At 34.7% G+C, this 22312-nt stretch carries 17 protein-coding genes and 1 tRNA gene; 13 read left to right on the top strand and 5 right to left on the bottom strand.

Features of this window, described 5'->3' with window-relative positions:
• Positions 1–240: 240 nt before the first annotated feature.
• Positions 241–2427 (bottom strand): glutamine synthetase III family protein, encoded by a 2187-nt coding sequence (locus JF259_RS15980; RefSeq protein ID WP_199116710.1) that lies wholly within the window; start codon positions 2425–2427, stop codon positions 241–243.
• A 272-nt stretch (positions 2428–2699) separates the two neighbouring features.
• On the opposite strand from JF259_RS15980, the gene JF259_RS15975 reads away from it, so the two are divergent.
• The gene (locus JF259_RS15975; protein WP_199116709.1) at positions 2700–3743 is read left to right on the top strand and encodes a glutamine synthetase beta-grasp domain-containing protein; all 1044 of its coding nucleotides are present in this window, start codon (positions 2700–2702) and stop codon (positions 3741–3743) included.
• 292 nt (positions 3744–4035) lie between these two features.
• On the opposite strand, the gene JF259_RS15970 is transcribed toward JF259_RS15975, so the two are convergent.
• The gene (locus JF259_RS15970; RefSeq protein ID WP_199116708.1) at positions 4036–4977 is read right to left on the bottom strand and encodes a calcium/sodium antiporter; all 942 of its coding nucleotides are present in this window, start codon (positions 4975–4977) and stop codon (positions 4036–4038) included.
• 192 nt (positions 4978–5169) lie between these two features.
• On the opposite strand from JF259_RS15970, the gene JF259_RS15965 reads away from it, so the two are divergent.
• The 4 genes from JF259_RS15965 to JF259_RS15950 all read left to right on the top strand — a co-directional run bounded on the left by JF259_RS15965 (position 5170) and on the right by JF259_RS15950 (position 9731).
• A complete protein-coding gene (locus tag JF259_RS15965) occupies positions 5170–5961 on the top strand; it encodes a hypothetical protein (RefSeq protein WP_199116707.1) in 792 nt (263 codons plus the stop codon).
• A 188-nt stretch (positions 5962–6149) separates the two neighbouring features.
• Entirely contained in the window at positions 6150–6512 is a 363-nt protein-coding gene (locus tag JF259_RS15960; RefSeq protein WP_199116706.1) for a BlaI/MecI/CopY family transcriptional regulator, read from the top strand.
• A gap of 380 nt (positions 6513–6892) precedes the next feature.
• A complete protein-coding gene (locus tag JF259_RS15955; protein WP_199116705.1) occupies positions 6893–8839 on the top strand; it encodes a M56 family metallopeptidase in 1947 nt (648 codons plus the stop codon).
• Positions 8840–9578: 739 nt separating this feature from the next.
• Entirely contained in the window at positions 9579–9731 is a 153-nt protein-coding gene (locus tag JF259_RS15950) for an SsrA-binding protein (RefSeq protein WP_199116704.1), read from the top strand.
• A gap of 334 nt (positions 9732–10065) precedes the next feature.
• Here the strand turns inward: JF259_RS15950 and JF259_RS15945 are convergent.
• A tRNA-His gene (locus tag JF259_RS15945) sits at positions 10066–10141 on the bottom strand.
• A gap of 115 nt (positions 10142–10256) precedes the next feature.
• Positions 10257–10979, bottom strand: coding sequence for a bacillithiol biosynthesis deacetylase BshB1 (gene bshB1 / locus JF259_RS15940; protein WP_199116703.1), 723 nt, complete (start codon positions 10977–10979; stop codon positions 10257–10259).
• Positions 10980–11500: 521 nt separating this feature from the next.
• Between bshB1 and JF259_RS15935 the strand changes: the two genes are divergently transcribed.
• From JF259_RS15935 to JF259_RS15925, 3 genes are all read left to right on the top strand, one after another.
• Complete coding sequence (locus tag JF259_RS15935; protein WP_233164331.1) at positions 11501–13342, top strand: SLC13 family permease; 1842 nt, start codon at positions 11501–11503, stop codon at positions 13340–13342.
• Between the two features lie 35 nt (positions 13343–13377).
• A complete protein-coding gene (pckA, locus tag JF259_RS15930; protein WP_199116702.1) occupies positions 13378–15009 on the top strand; it encodes a phosphoenolpyruvate carboxykinase (ATP) in 1632 nt (543 codons plus the stop codon).
• A gap of 215 nt (positions 15010–15224) precedes the next feature.
• On the top strand, positions 15225–15905 hold the full coding sequence (locus JF259_RS15925) for a DUF2490 domain-containing protein (RefSeq protein ID WP_199116701.1): 681 nt from the start codon (positions 15225–15227) through the stop codon (positions 15903–15905).
• Between the two features lie 50 nt (positions 15906–15955).
• Here JF259_RS15925 and rlmF read toward each other — a convergent pair whose 3' ends face one another.
• On the bottom strand, positions 15956–16864 hold the full coding sequence (gene rlmF / locus JF259_RS15920; protein ID WP_199116700.1) for a 23S rRNA (adenine(1618)-N(6))-methyltransferase RlmF: 909 nt from the start codon (positions 16862–16864) through the stop codon (positions 15956–15958).
• A gap of 179 nt (positions 16865–17043) precedes the next feature.
• Between rlmF and JF259_RS15915 the strand changes: the two genes are divergently transcribed.
• The 5 genes from JF259_RS15915 to JF259_RS15895 all read left to right on the top strand — a co-directional run bounded on the left by JF259_RS15915 (position 17044) and on the right by JF259_RS15895 (position 22299).
• Complete coding sequence (locus JF259_RS15915; RefSeq protein WP_199116699.1) at positions 17044–17709, top strand: HAD family hydrolase; 666 nt, start codon at positions 17044–17046, stop codon at positions 17707–17709.
• A gap of 136 nt (positions 17710–17845) precedes the next feature.
• Positions 17846–18475, top strand: coding sequence for a TetR/AcrR family transcriptional regulator (locus JF259_RS15910; RefSeq protein ID WP_199116698.1), 630 nt, complete (start codon positions 17846–17848; stop codon positions 18473–18475).
• Entirely contained in the window at positions 18472–20070 is a 1599-nt protein-coding gene (locus tag JF259_RS15905; RefSeq protein WP_199116697.1) for a sodium:solute symporter family transporter, read from the top strand. The genes JF259_RS15910 and JF259_RS15905 overlap by 4 nt, the downstream gene beginning before the upstream one ends.
• A 2-nt stretch (positions 20071–20072) precedes the next feature.
• Positions 20073–20768: an L-rhamnose mutarotase gene (locus JF259_RS15900; RefSeq protein ID WP_199116696.1), complete on the top strand. Its 696-nt coding sequence runs from the start codon at positions 20073–20075 to the stop codon at positions 20766–20768.
• The gene (locus JF259_RS15895; RefSeq protein WP_199116695.1) at positions 20758–22299 is read left to right on the top strand and encodes a sulfatase family protein; all 1542 of its coding nucleotides are present in this window, start codon (positions 20758–20760) and stop codon (positions 22297–22299) included. Before JF259_RS15900 ends, JF259_RS15895 begins: the two co-directional genes overlap by 11 nt.
• The last annotated feature ends 13 nt before the right edge of the window (positions 22300–22312 follow it).

Genomic DNA, 22312 nt, shown 5'->3' with positions numbered 1-22312 from the left:
AGGCTTAAATACAACCACGAAAAAAATAAAATAAATTTTGACACTCTTTCATAAAATTCACGATGGATCATTAAATATATTTTTTGAGGTTACTTGTTTGTTATGATAGAAACAACCATCCAATAAAATACCCTACTGCTTTTATATTTTTTAAGACCAAATGCAGAAAAACACTATTTAACTGGCAAAAAAAAATCCTAATCTAGCTGATTAGGATTTTTTCTCTATAGTTGCCATAAGTTATCTTGTAAACAATAACTCCCTATACTTTGTTAAAGGCCAAATCTCGTCGTCAATTAACAACTCTAGCTTGTCACAGTGATAACGAATATCATCGAATAAAGGCTTCACATTAAAGCAGTAAGCATAAGCTTTCTTTTCAATATCCTCTATATTATTGGCCTTTTTGCGTTCGTTAATCATTTTAGTAACATTTGCATTTATGCCTTCAATATGACTGGAGATATCTTCGATTAAGCTTAACTGCTCCTTTGACACGGCTTCATACTTTTTATCAAAAATCTCCTTTAGGCCTTTTACGTTCTCTATAAGAATATTTTGATACTTCACAGCCGTAGGCACAATGTGGTTTCTTGCAATATCTCCTAGCACACGACCTTCAATTTGAATGTGCATGATATAAGCCTCTATTTCAATCTCATAACGTGCCTCGGTCTCTTTACGACTCATAACTTCCATCTCTTCAAACAGTGCAATTGATTGTTCCGAAACACGTGCCTTTAAAGCTTCTGGGGTTGTTTTGTTATTACTTAAACCACGCCTTTTAGCTTCGTCTTCCCATTCTTTTCCATAACCATTACCTTCAAATAAAATATCCCTAGATGATTTTATGTACTCACGTAATACATTAAAAATTGCTTCATCCTTTTTTAAGTCTTTTTTATCAATTAAGGCATCCACTTCTACTTTAAAGTCTTTTAATTGTTTAGCTACAATGGTGTTTAAAACCGTCATTGGATTACCACAATTTGCTGTAGACCCAACTGCTCTAAACTCGAACTTATTCCCGGTAAACGCAAAAGGTGACGTTCTGTTCCTATCTGTATTATCCAATAAAACATCTGGGATTTTCCCCACAACATTCAGCTTAAGCTCCGTCTTTTCTTGTGGCGACAGTTTCCCTTTTGTTACGCCTTCTAGTTCTTCCAACACTTTAGTAAGCTGCTCCCCTATAAACACAGAAATAATTGCAGGTGGCGCTTCGTTTGCTCCTAACCTATGATCGTTACTAGCTGATGCAATAGCCGCACGCAACAATGCTTCATGCTTATGAACCGCCTTAATCGTATTTATAAAGAAGGTTAAAAATTGCAAGTTACTCATTGGGGTTTTTCCCGGAGCTAACAAATTAACCCCCGTATCGGTTGAAAGGGACCAGTTATTATGCTTTCCAGAACCATTAATTCCCGCAAAAGGTTTTTCATGCATCAAAACTTTAAAGTTATGTCGCGAAGCAATACGCCCCATAACATCCATTAATAAGGAGTTATGATCTACCGCTAAATTAGCTTCTTCAAAAATAGGTGCCAATTCAAACTGATTGGGCGCCACCTCATTATGGCGTGTTTTTACAGGAATCCCTAAAAGCATGCATTCGTTCTCTAACTCGCGCATAAAATTCAACGCCCTTGTTGGAATGGATCCAAAGTAATGGTCGTCCAACTGCTGCCCTTTTGCTGGCGAATGCCCCAAAAGCGTTCGTCCCGTTAGCGTAATGTCTGGACGACTTGCTGCCAGTCTTTTATCTATTAAAAAGTACTCCTGCTCCCAGCCTAAAGATGATGATACTTTTTTTACATTCTTATCAAAATAGCGACACACAGCTGTAGCAGCATCATCAACAGCATGAAGCGCCCTTAGCAATGGTGTCTTATAATCCAAAGCTTCGCCCGTATACGCAACAAAAATAGTAGGTATACACAAGGTAGTACCGTAAATAAATGCAGGTGATGTTGGATCCCAAGCAGTATAACCTCTAGCTTCAAAAGTATTTCTAATACCCCCACTCGGAAAACTGGACGCATCTGGCTCCTGTTGTACCAACTGACTGCCCCCAAACTTCTCAATAGCCATTCCATCTCCAGTGGTTTCAAAAAAAGCATCATGCTTTTCTGCCGTGGCCCCTGTTAAAGGCTGAAACCAATGCGTATAATGCGTCACTCCCTTAGACAAAGCCCAATCCTTCATTGAAGACGCAACTTGATCTGCGATATTCCTATCTATCTTTTTACCATACTTTATAGCGTTTATCACCCCCACAAAAGCATCCTTTGTTAAATACTGACGCATGGTATTTTCGTTAAATACATTTTCTCCAAATAATTCAGAACGCCGTACCTTCTCCTCTACGGCAACAGGCTTTGAATCCAAAGATCCTTTTATAGCATGAAATCTTAATGTTGACATTTTTAAAACAATTTTAACAAGTTGAGTAATAAAATTTTAGCAAAAATAAGCTTCAAAAAACAATAATCCTTCATAATCCTAAAAATTTGTTGTTAACAATCTTTCAATAATTACATCTAAAAATATTCTTTTTTTAAATTATACCTTAAAAAAATAGGGTGTAAATAAAAATAACACCAACATTTACTAAAATACCCCCATAAAATATAAAGTATTTATATAAAATTCTATATTTGTGTAATTAAAATTAGTATCTATATAATATATTCATTATGGCAAAAATCAAATTAGAATACCTTTGGTTGGATGGTTACAAACCAACTCAAAACTTAAGAAGTAAAACCAAGGTAGAGGAACATGAAAATTTTAAAGGAACGTTAGAAGAAATAGGAAACTGGTCTTTTGATGGTTCTTCAACGAAACAAGCAGAAGGAGGTTCTTCAGATTGTATTTTAAAACCTGTAGCAATATATCCTGACCCAGCTCGTATTAATGGGTGGTTGGTTATGACTGAAGTTTTGAATGCAGACGGAACACCACATGAGTCTAATGCTAGAGCGACTATTGATGATGGTGACAATGATTTCTGGTTTGGTTTTGAACAAGAATATTTTATCATGGATACCCATACGCAATTACCACTAGGTTTCCCTATTGGAGGATATCCTGGACCACAAGGCATGTACTACTGTTCGGTTGGAGGAAAAAACACGCACGGTAGAGATTTTGTTGAAGAACATGCAAATTTATGTATTGAAGCTGGTCTTAACTTTGAAGGCATTAACCAAGAAGTTGCTAGTGGTCAATGGGAATTCCAATTGTTTGCTAAAGGTGCTAAAAAAGCAGGTGATGAAATATGGGTTGCCAGATATTTACTTGATAGATTAACTGAAAAATATGGTTACTATATTGAGTACCACCCAAAACCCGTTAAAGGAGACTGGAACGGTTCTGGTATGCACGCTAACTTCTCTAACACAACTTTAAGAACATGTGGATCTAAAGAAGTTTATGAGCAAATATGTGAAGCTTTCAGACCTGTTGCCAAAGAGCACATCGAAGTATACGGAGAGTTTAACGACCAACGTTTAACTGGTTTACACGAAACAGCTTCTATCAACGATTTTAGCTATGGTGTTTCTGATAGAGGTGCATCTATAAGAATTCCAATCATTACAGTTGAAAAAGGCTGGAAAGGCTGGTTAGAGGACAGACGTCCAGCATCTAACGGTGACCCATACAAAATTGCAGGTAGAATTGTAAAAACAGTTAAATCTGCTAATGTAGAGGCTAAACTTAATTCGGCTTCTGTATAAAACTTACAAATATTAGCTAAGAAATCTTAGTTAGATTCCAATAAAAAAGGTCTTTCATTAATTTGAAAGACCTTTTTTTCATTATGAAGTGATTTAAACTTTAAATTCAGTAAAGTCACGAGAATGACAATCCTGCCGGTAAGATAGGTTCAACAAAAAAACCGATGTAGAGCGTCGAGGAATACTTTTCGATTAAAACTTATAAACGAACTACTACTGGACAAGTCCGCAGGGCATTTATAAGGAAAAACATTTTGATTTCGAGACAAGCCCTAGAGCATTTAAACCTCGATTATCGAGTAAAAACTAAAAACATAAACGCCCCATAAGCAAAAACCAACAAAAACCCTTTAGTCCTGCTTATTTGAAACTTTTGTTTTACAAATACCATAGGCAACAACACTAGTGCAAACCCTAACATCCAAAAAATATCATTGGAAAGTATCTGCTTTTCGGTTACAGGAATAGGTTTTACAATAGCTGTTAAACCCAAAACAGAACCTATATTAAAAATGTTAGAACCTATTAAATTACCAAGGGAAATAGCTTTCTCTTGCTTGGCTGCTGCTATAACGGATGCTGCCAATTCTGGCACACTCGTACCAATAGCAATTAAAGACACCCCTATTACAGCTTCACTTACCCCAATAGCCAATGCTATTTCTTTAGCGCCATCTACCAACCATTCACTACCATAATATAAAGCCGAAGCGCCAATCACCAACCAAATAAAAATCTTAAAACCAGACACAACCGCTAAAGTTTCGTCAACTTCATCAACAACTGCATTATTCTTCACGCCTCTTATTAATACAATTAAAAACAAAATAAGACCGGCAAATAATATGCTTCCCTCTAAAAACGAAAGTTTTGCATCGTTATAAAGAAAATAATACAAGAGTAAAGAAAACACCATCATAACAGGCCAATTAAGCTTGTAAAACGATTTGTCGACTGCTATTGGTCCCACCAACGCTGTTATTCCCAAAACCAAACCTATATTTGCAATATTAGAGCCTACCACATTATTGATGGCTATCGCCGGAGATCCCGATAAAGCTGCCTGAATACTTACCAATAATTCTGGTGCTGAAGTTGCAAAAGAAACGACTGTCATCCCGATAACCATTTTGGATATATCGAACTTAAAAGACAACGCTACAGACGCTCGTACCAAAAATTCCCCACCAATTACCAAGAGCACAAAACCAAGAAGAACTAAAAGTATACTCATAAAATATTTTTTTGCGAAGATAATACACCACCTTTTAAATGGAGGTATAGATTTTTACAATTATTAACATTCGATTATAAAATTCAGTTAAATTTTTAAAGCACATTTAATTCTGTTATAACTTTGAATAAACTATCTCGAGTCAAGCCTCGGAGCATTTAAATATCCCGATTAAGTAAAAAAATTTTAACCATGAAAACAATATGTCTTTCTAAAATCAAACTTAGTTTTTTACTGATTTTACTATTGTCCTTTACAGTGCTTAACAGTATTGCTTTTAATAATCCCCAGAAGGTAACATTACAAACCGCTGATGTTATTATTACCTTAGACAATGACACTAGCGACGATGAATTAGAGGATATTAAAAGTATGCTTAAAGAAAATGAAATAACCGTTGCGTTCTCCAAGGTTAACAGAAATGTCAAGGGGCAATTAATTAGTATTCGCATCGCTTTAAGCGATAATCAAGGAGGTCAGGTAGTTAGTGAGGTATCAAGCAATACCCCTATTTCCAAGTTAACCTTTGGGAGAAAAGGGGGCGAATTATTTATAACCCAAGGCGATAGCGCTATGGGTAACTTTGCCTTTTTCAACAAACCTAATATGTTGTTTGGTTTTCCAAGTGATTCTATATTTGGCAATAGCCTCAACCACTTTAATTTTAATGATTTTTTTGGGGACACAAATGACAGTACCTTTTTTAACGGTCGACACTTTGACATACAGAAACTCATGGAACAGATGCAACGTGGTTTTAACCATGTTACCCCCAATCATTCAGGAAAATATAAATTCATTGACAATCCCAATACCGAAAAACTCATCATTATAGATGGTAAAGAAAGTAATTTTGAAAAACTCAACAGTTTGGCCGAAACAGATAAATTGGCAGATGTAGAGGTTTTAAACCCAAAGATAGCAACCAGTATTTACGGAGAAAAAGCAAAAGATGGCGCTATTATAGCAATAACAAAGAAATAGTTTAGTTAGTTAGGTTAGTTAATTTTTGTTAAAACAGGCATACTTTACATAGTGTGCCTGTTTTATAGTTTCAAAGCCTTAAAACTAAAAAAACAGTTATTAAACTAAATTTATAGTTTTATAACTATAAAAATAGTTATATATTTGAATTGTACTATTAATAGTATCATTCTAACAATTATTGTACCATGCAAAAGTTAACCAACAAAGAAGAAGAAGTAATGCACATACTTTGGAAACTTGAAAAAGCTTTCGTAAAAGATGTGTTGGCTGAAATTAAGGAAGATAAACCCCATTACAATACGCTCTCTACTATTATACGTCATTTAGAGGAAAAAGGATATGTAAGTTATAATGCCTATGGCAAGACTCATCAGTACTACCCAATCATCACTAAAGAAGCCTACAGAAAAAAGTTCATGAACAACGCTATTGAAAACTATTTTAACAGTTCATATAAAAATGTGGTATCGTTCTTTGCTAAGGAAGAAAAGATAAGTGCTGAAGAATTAAGAGAAATTATAGACCTAATTGAAAAGAAAGAATCATGATGGAATACTTACTTAAATCTTGTGCCATAATAACTGTTTTCTACGTATTCTATAAGTTAGTCTTGCAGCATGATACTTTTTTTCAGTCCAACCGTTGGTTTTTACTCGTCGGGTTGATTTCTACTATTATATTACCCTTTTTAATTATTCCCATATACATAGAATATACTCCTACTAACATTGAAAATTTAGCACTTGCCCCTCTTGACACTTCAATGCTGCCAGCTCGAGCATCTTTTAATATTTGGGATTATGCTTTAACTGCTTACCTATTAGGAGTTCTTGTCTTTTTTATTCGCTTTTGTATACAATTAACTTCCCTGTTCTTGCTTATTATTAAAAACAAAAAAAGTAAACAACATGCATACACATTTGTGAAAATGACAGACAACACCCCTCCGTTTTCATTTTTTAAATGGATGGCATACAATCCAGATCAATTTAACAAAGAAGAACTAAATCATATCATCGCTCATGAAAAAGCACACATAAAACAATACCATTCTATAGACATCCTACTTTGTCAATTCACTGCAATCGTACTCTGGTTTAATCCCTTTATTTGGTTTTATAAAAAAGCGCTACAGCAAAATTTAGAATTTATAGCCGATAGTAATGCTCAAAATACTTCCATGTGTAAAACGAGCTACCAACATGTACTCTTAAAAACAAGCATGCCATCTCATCAAATGGCTTTAACCAGTACCTTTTATAATTCATCAATCAAAAAACGAATCGTTATGTTACAAAAATCAAAATCAAAAAAACGAAACCTGTTTAAGTATGCTTTGATACTTCCTTTTTTAGTCCTGTTTCTAATGGGATTTAATACGAAGGAAGTTTATGTCGCTAAAATCCCGAAAAATGACAATCCTAATCAAAGAATAGCAAGCTCCTATGTTATTAAAAAAAGCACTTCAGACTCGCAATTAATTGCCATAAAATCTGAAATCAATGAAAAAGGTGGTGCCTTCTCGTATACATACAGCAGAAATGACAAGGGAGAAATTGATGATCTACAGTTTGAAATAAAAAGTAGCGGCACAGGTACATTTAAAAGTGAAGCCCAGTTCAATGCAGTCTATTTTGGCACGTTGCTAGGTGGCGGTATTTTTATTGCTGAAGATGAGGAACACTATAAAAATATTTTGAAACAAGAAAACAGCAAACAAAAGCGTTCAACACCACAAAAACAAAGCCAATTAAAAAATAATTCAAAGCCCATTATTTCTCAAAATCACAATAAACCATTCAGCGTAACCATTACCAAATACTTTACAGATGGTGACTTTGAAAAGGTTATTAAAAAAGCAAAAGCGCATAGTGTCATCTTAAAATTCAGTAAAATAAAGCGGAACTCACAAAATGAAATCATTAAAATCACAACCGAAATAAAAGTTGGAGAAAATAAAAAAGTATTTGCATACAATGATGGGCCTATAAAGCCATTTACTTGCTATAGAAATCAAAAGGATTTTGGATTTAGAAATTTAAAAGACTCAAGTAAAAAAGCATCCTCTCAATCTTATGTAACTAAAATTGACACAATACAGTTTTGCCAAGGACTCAAAACATTATCTTCGGACAGCATTCATTTTAACAAATACAACATATCATTTAGCGGAAATACAAAAGAAAGTATTGCTACAACAAGTGGCAATAGTGTATTTTATTTGTCTTCTGAAGGCAATAACCCTCTTTACATTATAGATGGCAAAGAAATCACTAAAGACGAAATAGATAGTATGAATCCTTACGATATACATTCAGTTGACGTTTTAAAGGGGAATGCTGCTAAGGTCTTATACGGTAACAAAGCTAAAAATGGTGTTGTTGCTATTTCCACTAAAAAATTATGGAAAACTGAATTTACCATTGGACACCCCTTTGGATCGACTAAAAACCAGGACGATTTTACCGTCTCTGGAACGGTAAGCTCCCATAACGGTACAGGATTACCCAGAACCAACATCATCGTAAAAGGAACAACAAGAGGAGCGTTATCCGATTATGATGGCAACTACGCAATAAAAGTAGCCAAAGGAGAAACACTTATTTTTTCGTATAAAGGAATGATCACACAGGAAGCTACCGTCAAAAGCAAAGGAAAAATAAATATTACACTCATGGAATCGTTATATAATAAAAGTGATTTGCAAAATGCCCTCATCATAATTGATGGCAAAGAAGTACACAATAAAACAATTGACGATCTAGATGTTAACACAATTGAATCCATTAGTATTTTAAAAAATGAAAAAGACATAAAAGAATACGGAGAAAAAGGTAAAAACGGGGTTATAAAAATCACGACAAAGAAGGACTAAATTTCTCCTTAAATCAATATCAAAAAGACACCTGCCAAAGTGGTGTCTTTTTTTATACCTCCATTTCAACAAAAGATGAAATTGCCAAAATCAGCCATTTTTTAAGTAAAATATCCCTAGAAAATAAAAGTCCTTTCCAAAAACGCTCTACAAATGTTTCAAAAACAAATAATAAACAAACTAATTATTTAAAATTAAAACTTAATTGCAGATAATTACACAAAAATTATAACATATATTATCTTTTTAGTTATAAATAAACATACAAATTCATAGATTTATTATAGATTTCTTGTAGGACATATTAGTAAATATATATCTTCAAAAAACATTGATATAGTTAAACAATTTACTAACCTTTAAAATCTAAAAAGTTATGATAACACTTGCCAAGCTTATAATCGACATTATCTTTTCGATTATATAAACTGTATGTAATATGTAAAACTTAGTTCTAGAATAAGTTTTACTATTTTTACCTTCAAAGAAGAATTATTAATATGAAACGAGCATTAACAATAAGTTGCAAACCCAACCAATATGATAATTTGGGCATCGCATCTGACCTCTAAAACAATAAAATTTAAACAGATGAAACGAGCATTAAGAAATTTTAAAAATTACTTCACAAAAGGAAATGTTTAAAATTTTTAATGAGAGAACGAGTGTAAGGAGTGGTTGCACACGTTCTTAATTTTATAATTACAATAAAATCAATTAATTACTAAAATTTAAACGTGTGAAAAAGCAAGTCTTCAAATTTTTAGCAAAGGTTAATAAAGTAGTTTTACCCAGTTATTCAAAACAACGATTGGATCTAACAAAAGCCACAAAACTGCAAATGGCCGTCATTGGTTGGCGGTGGTTTGTTACAAAAAATGCTTTGGATTAATATTATATTTTACCACCTAATCAAGATAATAATACAGATTTATTATCCATTCTTGATTTTAAGTTATAAATAACTAAACCACTCTGTACTTCAGTACAGAGGTTTGCTACACCAAGGCCAAAATCCCTCCCTTTTATTCTAATATAAAATTAGAATTACCTGAGTTAGACTTTCGATGATGCTCTAAATATTCATTTACCGTCTTATCTGTTATAGTTACTGTACACCAAACACCATAAACCTGTTACCCAATATTTATCCCACAACTTTCTTGGTTGATCCCAAAACTCCTTATACAAAAGAAGCCCCTCGGAAACCGAGAGGCTTTTGTTTTGGGTGGAAGATCGGTCTCGAACCGACGACCTCCTGAACCACAATCAGGCGCTCTAACCAACTGAGCTACAACCACCATTTAAAGTGCATTTTGTAATGCGTGTGCAAATGTAATTGATTTCAATGTTTTCTACAAAGACTTTTTTCAATATTTTTATACTTCTTCTAAAATAAAATCAAAACCAATCCTAACTATTTCACATCAAATAAACTATCGACAGCTATCAACCGCTCTACAGTAAACCCTTCTGCATACTCCACCCCTACCAAACGCCCTAAATCCCTAGCTCGATACTTTACACTATCTGTAAAATTCTTAGTAGAAATAGGGGTTTCAGGCTCTTTACTGGCTTCATTATAAAACTGTGTTTTATAAGCTAATACCGCTGCCATTTTTGTATCTATAAACTCAGACACATCAACTACAAAATCTGGTTTCAAGTTTTTCCACTGAATATAATGGTATACATACTTAGGTCGCCAAGCGGACTGTAACTCTGAAACACCTTCCAATTGGGTTTCAATTTTTATCAAACCACTTAAAAAACAAGCATCACTTACTAATTTGCTTCCCTTGCCATGATCAATATGCCGGTCGTTTATCGCATTACAAACAACAACATCTGGCTGGTATTTACGTATCATCTTGATAAGCTCCAATTGATGTTTCTTATCGTTTGCAAAAAAGCCATCGGCAAAATCCATATTAATACGAAATGCCACACCTAATAGTTTAGCTGCTGCTTCCGATTCGGCTTTTCTTGTCTCCGCTGTGCCCCGTGTCCCTAACTCACCCCGAGTTAAATCTATTATCCCTACCCTTTTGCCCTTGGATACTTCTTTAGCTAGTGTAGCACCACAACCTAGCTCAACATCATCGGGATGTGCCCCTATAGCGAGAATGTCTAACTTCATATATTCTTTCTAATATAATTAATTTCTATTTTTTAACCATCTTTTCATCTGTTTATATTTATTGCTTTTCATGGGTCAGATGTAATTCGCCAATAATCATCTCGGTGAATATCAAGATTTGTTATGGCTCATTTCATATAGCTTAAATTGACTATACATAGCCATACTTTTCAAAACAATGCCTCTACTAAACTAATTTTCATTCTTTTTCAACTTAAAACAAACAGTCTAAGTTAGTCCAATTTTAATATTTCTGACTCAAAAATGATTTTAAGAATTATTTTTTTTAGCAAAAAGCATCCAATTCTTAAATATTATACAGTACGCATACGTTTTCGTAAACTTTTTCAGAATCAATTTTAACAAAAAAACCACTAATACTTGAAAAAGAATAAACTTAATCAAATTATGACATTCGTCATAATTATTCGAGGTATTAGGTAGTAATTTTACTCATGTAATTAAGCAACTATCATGCCTTATTTACTTAAACAAAATAGCAGTTTAAAACTGATTGAATTATGATTTATTTAATGCTCCTTATTTTAATAATTACTATTGGACTGTTTGTCTGGGGAAAGTTCACTCCCGATATCGTTGCCCTAATATCGATGCTTAGTCTATTTCTAACCGGTATACTAGATACTAAAGAAACACTAAGTGGTTTTAGCAATCCAACAGTAATCATGATTGCCGCTCTTTTTATTATAGGAGAAGGTATTGCTCAAACAGGTTGGACAGCGATGGCTGGTAAAAAGTTTGTAGAATGGGCAGGAAAAAGCATTCCCAAATTATTAGTTATTTTAACACTTGGAGCAGGCGTTTTGTCAGGTTTTGTAAGCAATACAGGAACAGTAGCCACTTTAATGCCCTTAAGCATTTCTTCTGCCTGGAGCATTGGTACTCTCCCTTCTAAAATGTTAATGCCCGTAGCTTTTGGCTCTAACACTGGAGGACTGTTAACCCTTACTGGCACACCACCAAATATTATAGCAAGCAATGCTTTAGTTGACTCTGGCTACGAAGGCTTTTCATTCTTTGAGTTTGGGTTAATAGGCTTACCCCTTTTAATCATTGCCATACTTTATTTTAGATACATTGGCTATAAGTTGTTACCAAACAACAAAACAAACAACAAGCCTGTAAACATAGATTCAACACTACACAACTGGATTGAAGCTTACAAGGTTGATAGTGGTTACTACCGATTACGCGTGCGATCAATTTCTCCCTTGCTAAACACAAAAATAGAAGCATGGCAATTTGAAAAAAACTATAACGCAACTATCATTCGAATAAAAAGAAGGCATCCCAGTGTATTAAAAGGCATTCCTTCTCATATAGAATTTCCAGATCCAAACACAGAATTTCTTTACCATGACATTATTACCGTAAAAGGCGACACAGAGGCCATTAACAAAATGATGATAACCTTTAGATTAGGGCTTTTACCTCTAGAACCAATTACTGATGAGTTAAAACACAACCTCATTAACCAAGAGGTAGGTATGACTGAAGTAATCGTAAACCCAAATTCTATTTTGGTAGGCAGAAAATACAAAATGGGCGAGTATTTTAAAAGATTTGGCATTCAGTTATTAGCTGCATCAAGAAACAACAAGCCAATACAAGAAAAAGAAGTAACGGTAAAAGTAGGTGATGCTTTCCTTATACGAGGTACATGGGAACATATCGAAGATTTGAAAAAACAACATGAGAATCTGGTGATTTGTGGTAGCCCTGAAGGCATGGCGAAAAATGTTGAAAGCCTCAACCTAAAATCTTATATAGCCTTAGGTGCCTTGCTACTAATGATTGTATTTATGGTATTTAAAGTTGTTCCTGGAGCTATTGCGGCGTTAATTTCTGCTGGCATTATACTACTAACCGGTTGTGTACCTATTACTAAAGCCTATAAAGGGATTAGCTGGACCAGCGTAGTTATGATTGCTGCGATGATACCTATGGGTATTGCTCTTCAAAAAACAGGTACTGCCCAGGTAATAGCGAATGGCTTAGTAGATTATTTAGGAACCATACATCCCGTAGCATTATTAGGCGGTATATTTTTACTAACAACAACTTTTAGCCAAGTTATCAATAACTCGGCAACGGCTGTACTTATGGCTCCTATAGCCATTCTAGCTGCCAACACCTTAAAACTGTCTCCAGAACCTTTTATGATTGTAGTTGCTATAAGTGCCTCAACAGCATTTTTAACCCCAATAGGAACCACTACCAATGCAATGGTAATGACAGCAGGAGGATATAAGTTTATGGATTACTTAAAAGTTGGTGCTCCATTACTACTTATACTGTTAACTATATCGATGATACTCGTGCCAATACTGTGGCCATTTTAAATAAAAAATAATAAGAACCTTAAAATCAAATAAAAATGGAAGATTTAGCAACATTACAAAAACACCCTAGCTTAGAAGCTTACGGTTTAAAAAATGTGAACGCTCATTGGAACCTATCTCCTGAAACCCTTCAAAAGATTACAGTTGATAAAAAGATGGGGAAAGAAACTGCTAATGGCACTTTAGCCATTAATACTGGAAAGTTTACAGGTAGATCTCCCCAGGACCGTTTTATCGTAAAAGATGACTATACTGCAGAAAAGGTATGGTGGGGAAAAACAAACAAAGCTGTTTCTCCTGAAAATTTCAGTAAACTTAAAAACGAAATTACCAAGTATCTTTCTGGCAAAGAAATTTATGTTAGAGATGGTTACGTTTGTGCTGAGCCAGAATACAGAACGAACATACGAACTGTAACCGAACTACCTTGGTCAAACCTGTTTGTTTACAACATGTTTTTAAGACCTAGTGAAAAAGAACTCAAAAACTTTAAAGAAGATTGGTTAATTCTTTGTGCTCCCGGTTATGAGTGTCCAGATCCAGCTGCTTATGGTATTAGACAAGGAAACTTCTCAATAATAAACTTTACAGAAAAAATCGCTTTGGTTGGAGGATCGGCCTATACCGGTGAAATGAAAAAGGGTATTTTCTCTGCCTTGAACATGATTTTACCTGTAGAGAAAAACGTGCTGCCAATGCACTGTTCTGCTAACGTGGGCAAAAAAGGAGACACAGCAATATTCTTTGGCTTGTCCGGAACAGGAAAAACAACCTTATCTGCAGATCCCGATAGAAAATTAATTGGAGATGATGAGCATGGTTGGACAGCCGACAACACAATCTTCAACTTTGAAGGCGGTTGCTATGCAAAAGTTATTGATCTAAGCGAAGAAAAAGAACCAGACATCTTTAGAGCTGTAAGACCCGGTGCTCTATTGGAAAACATTGTATTTAAAGATAATGGTGAACCTGATTATGAAAATAGTAGTATTACACAGAACACCCGTGTAAGTTACCCCATATACCATATAGACAACATACAGGAAACTTTATATGCAAACAATCCAAAAAACATATTCTTTTTAACATGTGATGCCTTTGGAGTATTACCTCCTGTATCTAAACTTACGCCTGGACAAGCTGCTTATCACTTTATCTCAGGGTATACAGCTAAAGTAGCGGGAACCGAAGCGGGCATTACGGAGCCTGTACCATCATTCTCTGCATGTTTTGGAGAACCCTTCATGCCTTTACATCCAACCGTTTACGGTGAAATGTTAAGCAAAAAAATGCAAGAAGCTGGTGTTAATGTATGGTTAATTAACACAGGATGGAGCGCAGGGCCTTACGGCGTTGGATCCCGTATTAAATTAAAATATACCCGAGCTATGATTACCGCCATACTTAACGGTGATTTAGACAATGTTGATTACGAACAAAACTTTATTTTCGGATTATTCATGCCAAAATACTGTCCTGGTGTTCCAACCGAAATTTTAGACCCTATGAATACCTGGTTACAAAAAGGTGCTTATGTAGGCAAAGCCATTCAGTTGGCACACTCTTTCCACTTAAACTTTGAAAAATTTGCGCAACAAGCATCAGAACAAATTATTGAAGGAGGTCCATTAATTGATGAACATCATCACTTACACGAACACTTCTAATAGGTTCTTGTTTAACCAAAAGGGAGTTCTAGCAAGCACTAGAACTCCCTTTATAATTAATCGAATATATTTAAGATGAAACGAACATTAATAAAATTTAAACATTTTTTCACAATAGGGAATGTTTAAAATTTTTAATGTGAGAGCGTAGCGATTGCATACGTTCTCAATTTTATAATTAATATAAAATCAACAAATTATCGAAACTTAAACGTATGAAATACCACAAAGTCCTCTTAATATTTTTTATAAGCATAAACGTTTCTTTTGCTCAAACACCCATTGAAGATCAATTGGGATCTTGGTTTACTTACGTAGGGACTTATAGGGTTTCAGAAAAAGTGAGCATAAGCAACTCTGTCCAATCATGGCATTATGAAATTGCAGATAATTTCAACTTTTTGCTTACAAACGTTGCTTTAAATTATCATATTTCATCTAAGATTACAACAACCGTCTCATACGGTTTTATGGATATAGACAAGGGCTTTGAAAAAAGCGGCACACACACTTACGAGAACCGTTTGTACGAACAAATTGGATACAAACACAAACTAGCAAAATTGCCTATAGACCATAGATTTAGAATAGAACAACGCCTACTAAACAAACCATCCCCTACAGAAAATGTTATGCACAACCGTTTACGTTACAGGTTGGGCACCAAATTAAAGCTCAACAAGACATTCTTTATTAGACTGAACAACGAAGTTCTAACAACGATAAAAACCAAGAATAATGACGGTTTTACCGAAAACAGAGCCTACGGTGCTTTAGGTATTAACTTTTTAAAACATGCCAATGTACAAGTGGGTTATTTAAACCGAAAAATAAAAAGTTTGGATTTACACCGATTACAAATTGGACTCTTTTATAAAATAGATTTCAGAAAATAACAGGCATGAGCCTGAACAAATACAAGCTTCTCAATTAAGCAACACTAGCTTTATTCTACAAATGACCAAGCAATAATACGCGATGTTTTATTCCCTTGCCCCATATTAATTATTTTAACGCTTGTTGCCCCTAACTTTTTTAAGGATACTTTCAAGCCTCTAACAAGTTCCTTTTTGGATACTAAAGACGTAAACCATTTACTATGTTCTTTAAACAAGGAACTCTCATACAAATAATTATGCAAAAAAGCTTTTTCTCCGCCTTTATACCACAACTCATTATGCGTACCTGAAAAATTCCTAACTATATCGGACACTTTACTATTAAGCCCCTTTAACTTTCGAGTAGTAGCTTCTATGGCCTCCGCTTCCGACTTATAAAATGGTGGATTACACATCGTAATCAAAAAAAGATCATTTTTAGTTAATACTCCTTTAAGAATATTCGATTCATTCCTTTGATGCCTTAAAGAAATTACATCTTGTAAGTTGTTTTTAACAACAATTTGTTGCGCATGCTTTAATGACATTGTATCAATATCCGTTCCTACAAAATGCCAGTTATATTCAGCATGGCCCAAAATAGGGTAAATACAACTTGCCCCTGTGCCAATATCTAATACGCGTATGGTATTATCAATTTCAGATCCCTTTGTTAAATCGGCAAGGTGATGTATATAGTCTATACGTCCCGGTATTGGCGGACATAAATTATCATCAGGAAACTCCCAAAAAACAATATTATAATACTTCTTTAGCAATGCCGTATTAAGTGCTTTTACTGCTTTAGGGCTAGCAAAGTCTATAGTCTTTGACTGATATTTATTTTCAAAAACACATTGCCGTAAATCTGAATGTACCTCGCACAAGGCATCTAAATCATACTCCGCTTGATGCTTGTTCCTCCGGTGAAAACCTGGGTTAGTTACAATACGTGATTGCTCTTTATTTTTCTTCATTTTTTAAACAGTTTTCCTCTTCTCCTATACACTTTATTATAGCCAACAATAGCTTTTGCAATATAAACATAAGTCTTGAGCCTAGACCGTAAAGCTAGATTATATGCAATATATAAATAGCTAAAAATCAATTTAGGACTTTAACCTTAATTCTCATATCTTCGCAAAAAAAACTCAAAATGCTAAAAGCTGTTTTATTTGATATGGATGGGGTAATTGTTGATAGCGAGCCATTACACCACAAGGCCTACCACAATATGTTTGACGATGTTAATATAAACGTTTCAAACACACTTTATGAATCGTTTACTGGGCAAACCACGTTAACCATATGCAAACGTTTATGTGAGGAATTTAATATTGATAAAACGCCAGAAATGCTCGTTGCTCTTAAACGAAAACACTTTAAATATCTTTTTGATAACGATAATGACTTCCAGCTTATAGATGGTGTTTTACAACTTATACAAGATTACCATAACAACGGACTAACCCTGATATTGGCTTCATCTGCTTCCATGCCTAATATTAACAGGATTTTCGAACGCTTTGATCTTAACCAGTATTTTAAAGCAAAATTAAGTGGCGCCGATTTAAAAGCTTCCAAACCACATCCTGAAATCTTTATAAAAGCTGCTGAAGCTTCTGGTTTTAACAAAAAGCATTGTATGGTTATTGAAGATTCCACTAATGGTATTAAAGCTGCTAATGCTGCTGGTATTTTTTGCGTAGGTTTTGACAGTTTGCACTCAAAAAACCAAGATTACTCAAGTGCAGATAAGGTTATTAGTGACTTCAATGAAATTGCCTATCACGAAATACAACAACTGTTTCAGCCCGCTTAATTTTTAAATCTCTTTCATTAGGCTAATAGGCTCAATACATTCATTTTAAATCAAAAAAAATGATTTCATCATAATAAAATAATAAAATTAGGGCAAATGCCCTAATTTTATTATTTTTGGAATCTATCACCTAAAAATGAAGACCAAACAACGTATTATCAACCAGGCCATTTACTCTTATAACACACTAGGAGTCACCAATGTAACAAGTCGTGACATAGCAAAAGCCCTGAAGATAAGTCATGGAAACCTAGAATATCATTTCCCAAATAAAGAAGCCTTGCTTATGGCTATCTATAAACAAATGAAAAAAGATATTTCTCAAGTTTATAAAGAAGGGAAAGATGCTGAAAATCCTTTTTTACATTTTAATGAACTACTTACAAAACTAGAGCAATTCCATAAGGACTATTTGTTTTTTAATTTAGATGTATTGGAAATTTCGAGAAACTACCCTAAAGTAAGTGCCTTATTAGATAAAACTTTTCAAATACGAAAAGCTCAAATGAGCCATTTTTATGATCGGTTTACTGAACTTGGGTATTTTAAAAAGGAATCCATTCCCGGTATGTACTTGCGACTGCAACATACCATTCGTATCCTAATCACCTTCTGGAAATCGCAGCAAGAAGTTCTTTCGTATTTTGAAACTAATCAAAAATCAAAAATGTCCACTTATGTATGGGATTTACTAACTCCACATATGACTGCAAAAGGACTACAAGCTTATAATACTATTACAAAAACCAATTCCATAACCCAATGACATCCATCTCAACTATAGATCTATCCATCATTATCCTTTACATTATATTAATAATCTTTGTAGGGCTATGGTATAGTCGTAAAAAAAAGAATACTAGTCAAGGTTACTTTCTCGCAGGAAAATCATTGACATGGGCCGTAATAGGTGCTTCCCTCTTTGCCTCAAATATTTCTACGGTACATTTAGTCGGTTTGGCAGAATCGGGATTTAAAGATGGCATCGTATGGGGAAATTTCGAATGGTTTTCGGCCTTCGAACTCATTATACTAGCTTTTATTTTTGTTCCATTTTACTTGCGAACAAAAATCACAACACTACCAGAGTTTCTGGAAAAACGTTACGACGGTCGTTCAAGAATTCTATTGGCTGTTTTTAGTATTCTAGCCGCTCTATTTATGCATATTGGCGTTAGCTTTTATGCTGGTGCTGTTGTATTCGAAAAAATGTTTGGCTTAAACATTTTTATATCCATTATTATTATTGCTATAGCAACAGGCATTTATACTGTTATTGGCGGGTTAGTTTCGGTAGTAGTTACAGAAACCGTACAAACCGTTATTCTCATTATTGGGTCACTAACCATTACCCTATTAGCCATCTATAAACTTCCCGAAATCGGCATCAACTCCTATGAGGCCTTAAAAGAAGCTGTAGATCCCGATAGGCTTAAAGCTGTTAGCTTTGACGAGGCAAAAAAAGGGTTTACCTTTTTGGATATTCTATTTGGTCATTTAGTATTAGGCATTTGGTATTGGTGCACCGACCAAACCATTGTACAACGTGTACTTGGCGCCAGATCGGAAAAACAAGCCAAGCTTGGTGCTCTATTCGCGGGCTTTTTAAAAATATTACCCGTATTTATCATGGTGATACCTGGTATCTTAGCTTTTGCCCTATTTAAAGACGACATAGGCACAAATACCAAAAGTGTATTACCAATAATGATCTTAAAATTAATGCCTGTTGGACTAAAAGGGCTTATGGTTGCTGCCTTATTAGCTGCCGTTATGAGTAGTGTAGCCGCTGCATTAAACAGTTGCTCCACTCTTATCGTGTATGATGTCTTCAATAAATTAAACCCGAACCTGTCGGATACTAATAAAATACGAATTGGTAAAATTACCAGCATTACAGTGTTGTTATTAGCTGTGGCTTGGTCGCCATTTCTAGGTGATTTAGGTGCTATCTTCGAACTTATCAATCAAATGTTCAGTATTTTTGCCCCTTCAATAGTTGCCGTTTTTTTGTGGGGTATACTTTCTAAAAAAGGAACGGCCAACGCATCCTTTTGGACACTATTAGGCGGTAGTTTAATAGCTGCTACCATATTTCTCATCGAGAAATATGCAACAATTAACGGGATTAAAAATTATGTATCAAGCCAAGAGGGTTTAGATATCAACTGGCTGCGACAAACCTATGTTTACTTTATTATTTCTTCGGTGATTTATGCACTGGTTTCGTATTTTGACACCTCAGAACAACACATTCCAGACACGTTTTACCTAAAAGCAAAAGCATCATCTAAAACTGTAAACATTCTTAGTATTACGTTAGTGGCAGTCATGCTGATAATCTACTGTATTTTCTATTAGTTATGTCTAAAGCCAATTACATAAATCGATTTTGCTTTTCATATTCTACAAAAGAATTTGAAAAGCTGGGCTTTTCATTAAATATCGAGAAGCACATTAATACAGAATTACCTATTTCTGGTCTAGTAAGCTTAGAGCTTTATAAAAACGAAGAAACTGTTTTTTTGATTTTGGATATCACCTACAATTTCAATTTAACCGACCTAAATATTTCTTTAAACAAATATAAAAGTACAAATCAAGTTGCTAAGTTAATCAGCGATACCATCAATTTGATTACAGCTGTTCAACTCCGTAGAATCTTCCAAAAAGCTCCATTAAAAGACCCTTTATCAAAAAAAATAAGAAATAGTAAAAGAATAGTGATGACACTAGGGCTTGTTAATAATGAAAACAAACGAAACGAGTACATTAAACTTCATAAATATGACTCAATTTGGCCCCAAATATTAAAGAACATGAACACTATAGGTATAAAGGACATGGAAATTTACCTTCATGAATACCAAGCCTACCTTATTATGGATACATCACCTCATTTTGATATGGAAAAAGACGGTGAAAAATGGGCTAAGCTACCCCAAGAAAAAGAATGGCAAAACTATGTTTCTCAATTTCAAAAGGTAAACCCCAAAAGTAAAGCTGTAGAAAAATGGTTTCCTATGACATTAATTAACAATATAATGTATGAGAAATAAAATAAAATATATTCTTTTACCTTTTAGCATCGTATTACTTTGCACATCTTGCAAAAACATAAATAAGAAAAGTAAAACAACACCTCCTAATATTGTCATTATTTTAGCAGATGACCTAGGGTATGGTGATCCTCAAATCTATAATAGCGATTCCAAAATACCAACACCTAACATTAACACGTTGGCACAAACAGGTATTCGATTCACCGATGCCCATACGCCCAGTAGTGTTTGTACCCCTACGCGGTATGGCCTATTGACCGGGCAGTATGCTTGGCGTACCGAATTAAAGAAAAGCGTATTGTGGATGTGGGATAAGCCTTTAATAGCTAAAAACAAATTAACACTTCCAAAACTATTAAAAATTAAAAACTACACAACAGCTTGTATTGGAAAATGGCACTTAGGGTGGAGATGGCCTTCTAATACCTCTAACGGCTATATGAATGACACCATATCTATTGGAGATTATGAGCTTAAAGGACGTAACGACCTTTGGAAACACATCGACTTTTCAAAACCTTTAGGTGGTGGTCCCCTAGAAGCTGGATTTGACTATTATTTTGGTGACGATGTTCCAAATTTTGCACCCTATACTTTTTTTGAGAACAATACCCTAACAAGCATCCCCAACCAATTAAAACCTAAAGACATGTATGGCGGAATTGGCCCTATGTCCGAAGGTTGGAGTTTAGAAAATGTAATGTCCGAAATCACAAAAAGAGCTGTTAATTACATAAAAGAACAATCGCAGACCAAACAACCCTTCTTTCTTTACTTTGCTTTAACAGCGCCACATACTCCCATCGCGCCCGCCTCAAATTTTAGAGGTAAAACCGAAATAGGCCCCTATGGTGATTTTGTTCACGAAGTAGATTGGTCCGTCGGCCAGGTAGTAGATGCCCTAAAAGCATCAGGACAATTTAACAATACTTTGCTCATCTTTACCTCCGATAATGGTTCTCCCCAAAGAGATGGCACTAATATGGGAGGCCCTATCGCTTCTATTAAAAAATACGGTCATGACCCAAGTAAGCCATGGAAAGGTATGAAAGCAGATATTTGGGAAGGTGGCCATCGCGTACCCTTTATTGCTTCATGGCCAAAAAAAATAAAAGCCAATACTATTAGCAATCAGGTTATTTGTCTAACAGACATTATAGCTTCAGTGGCTTCTATTTTAGATATCCCTCACGATGCTGAAAAAACCATGGAAGACAGTTATGACATCTCCCCTCTTTTATTGGGCACAGATAAAGCAGTGAGATCGGATATTGTTCACCATTCCATCAATGGAACCTTTGCTATTAGAAAAGGAGATTGGAAACTTATATTAGGAAAAGACTCTGGCGGTTTTAGTAGAAGCTTAAAAACTGAAGGTATTCCTGTTGCTACAAACGGACAGCTATACAATTTAACAAACGATCCATCAGAAACCACGAATCTTTATGATCAACATCCCAACATAGTCAATAAATTAACAGATCTGCTCAACCATTACAAGGAAAAAGGCAACAGCAACAGAAATTAATATTAAGAAGAAT

It is taken from the genome of Snuella sedimenti (assembly GCF_016428595.1).
Lineage (GTDB): Bacteria > Bacteroidota > Bacteroidia > Flavobacteriales > Flavobacteriaceae > Snuella > Snuella sedimenti.
The sequence above is the reverse complement of the archived record's forward strand: the minus strand, read 5'-3'. Positions and strand labels throughout refer to the sequence as shown.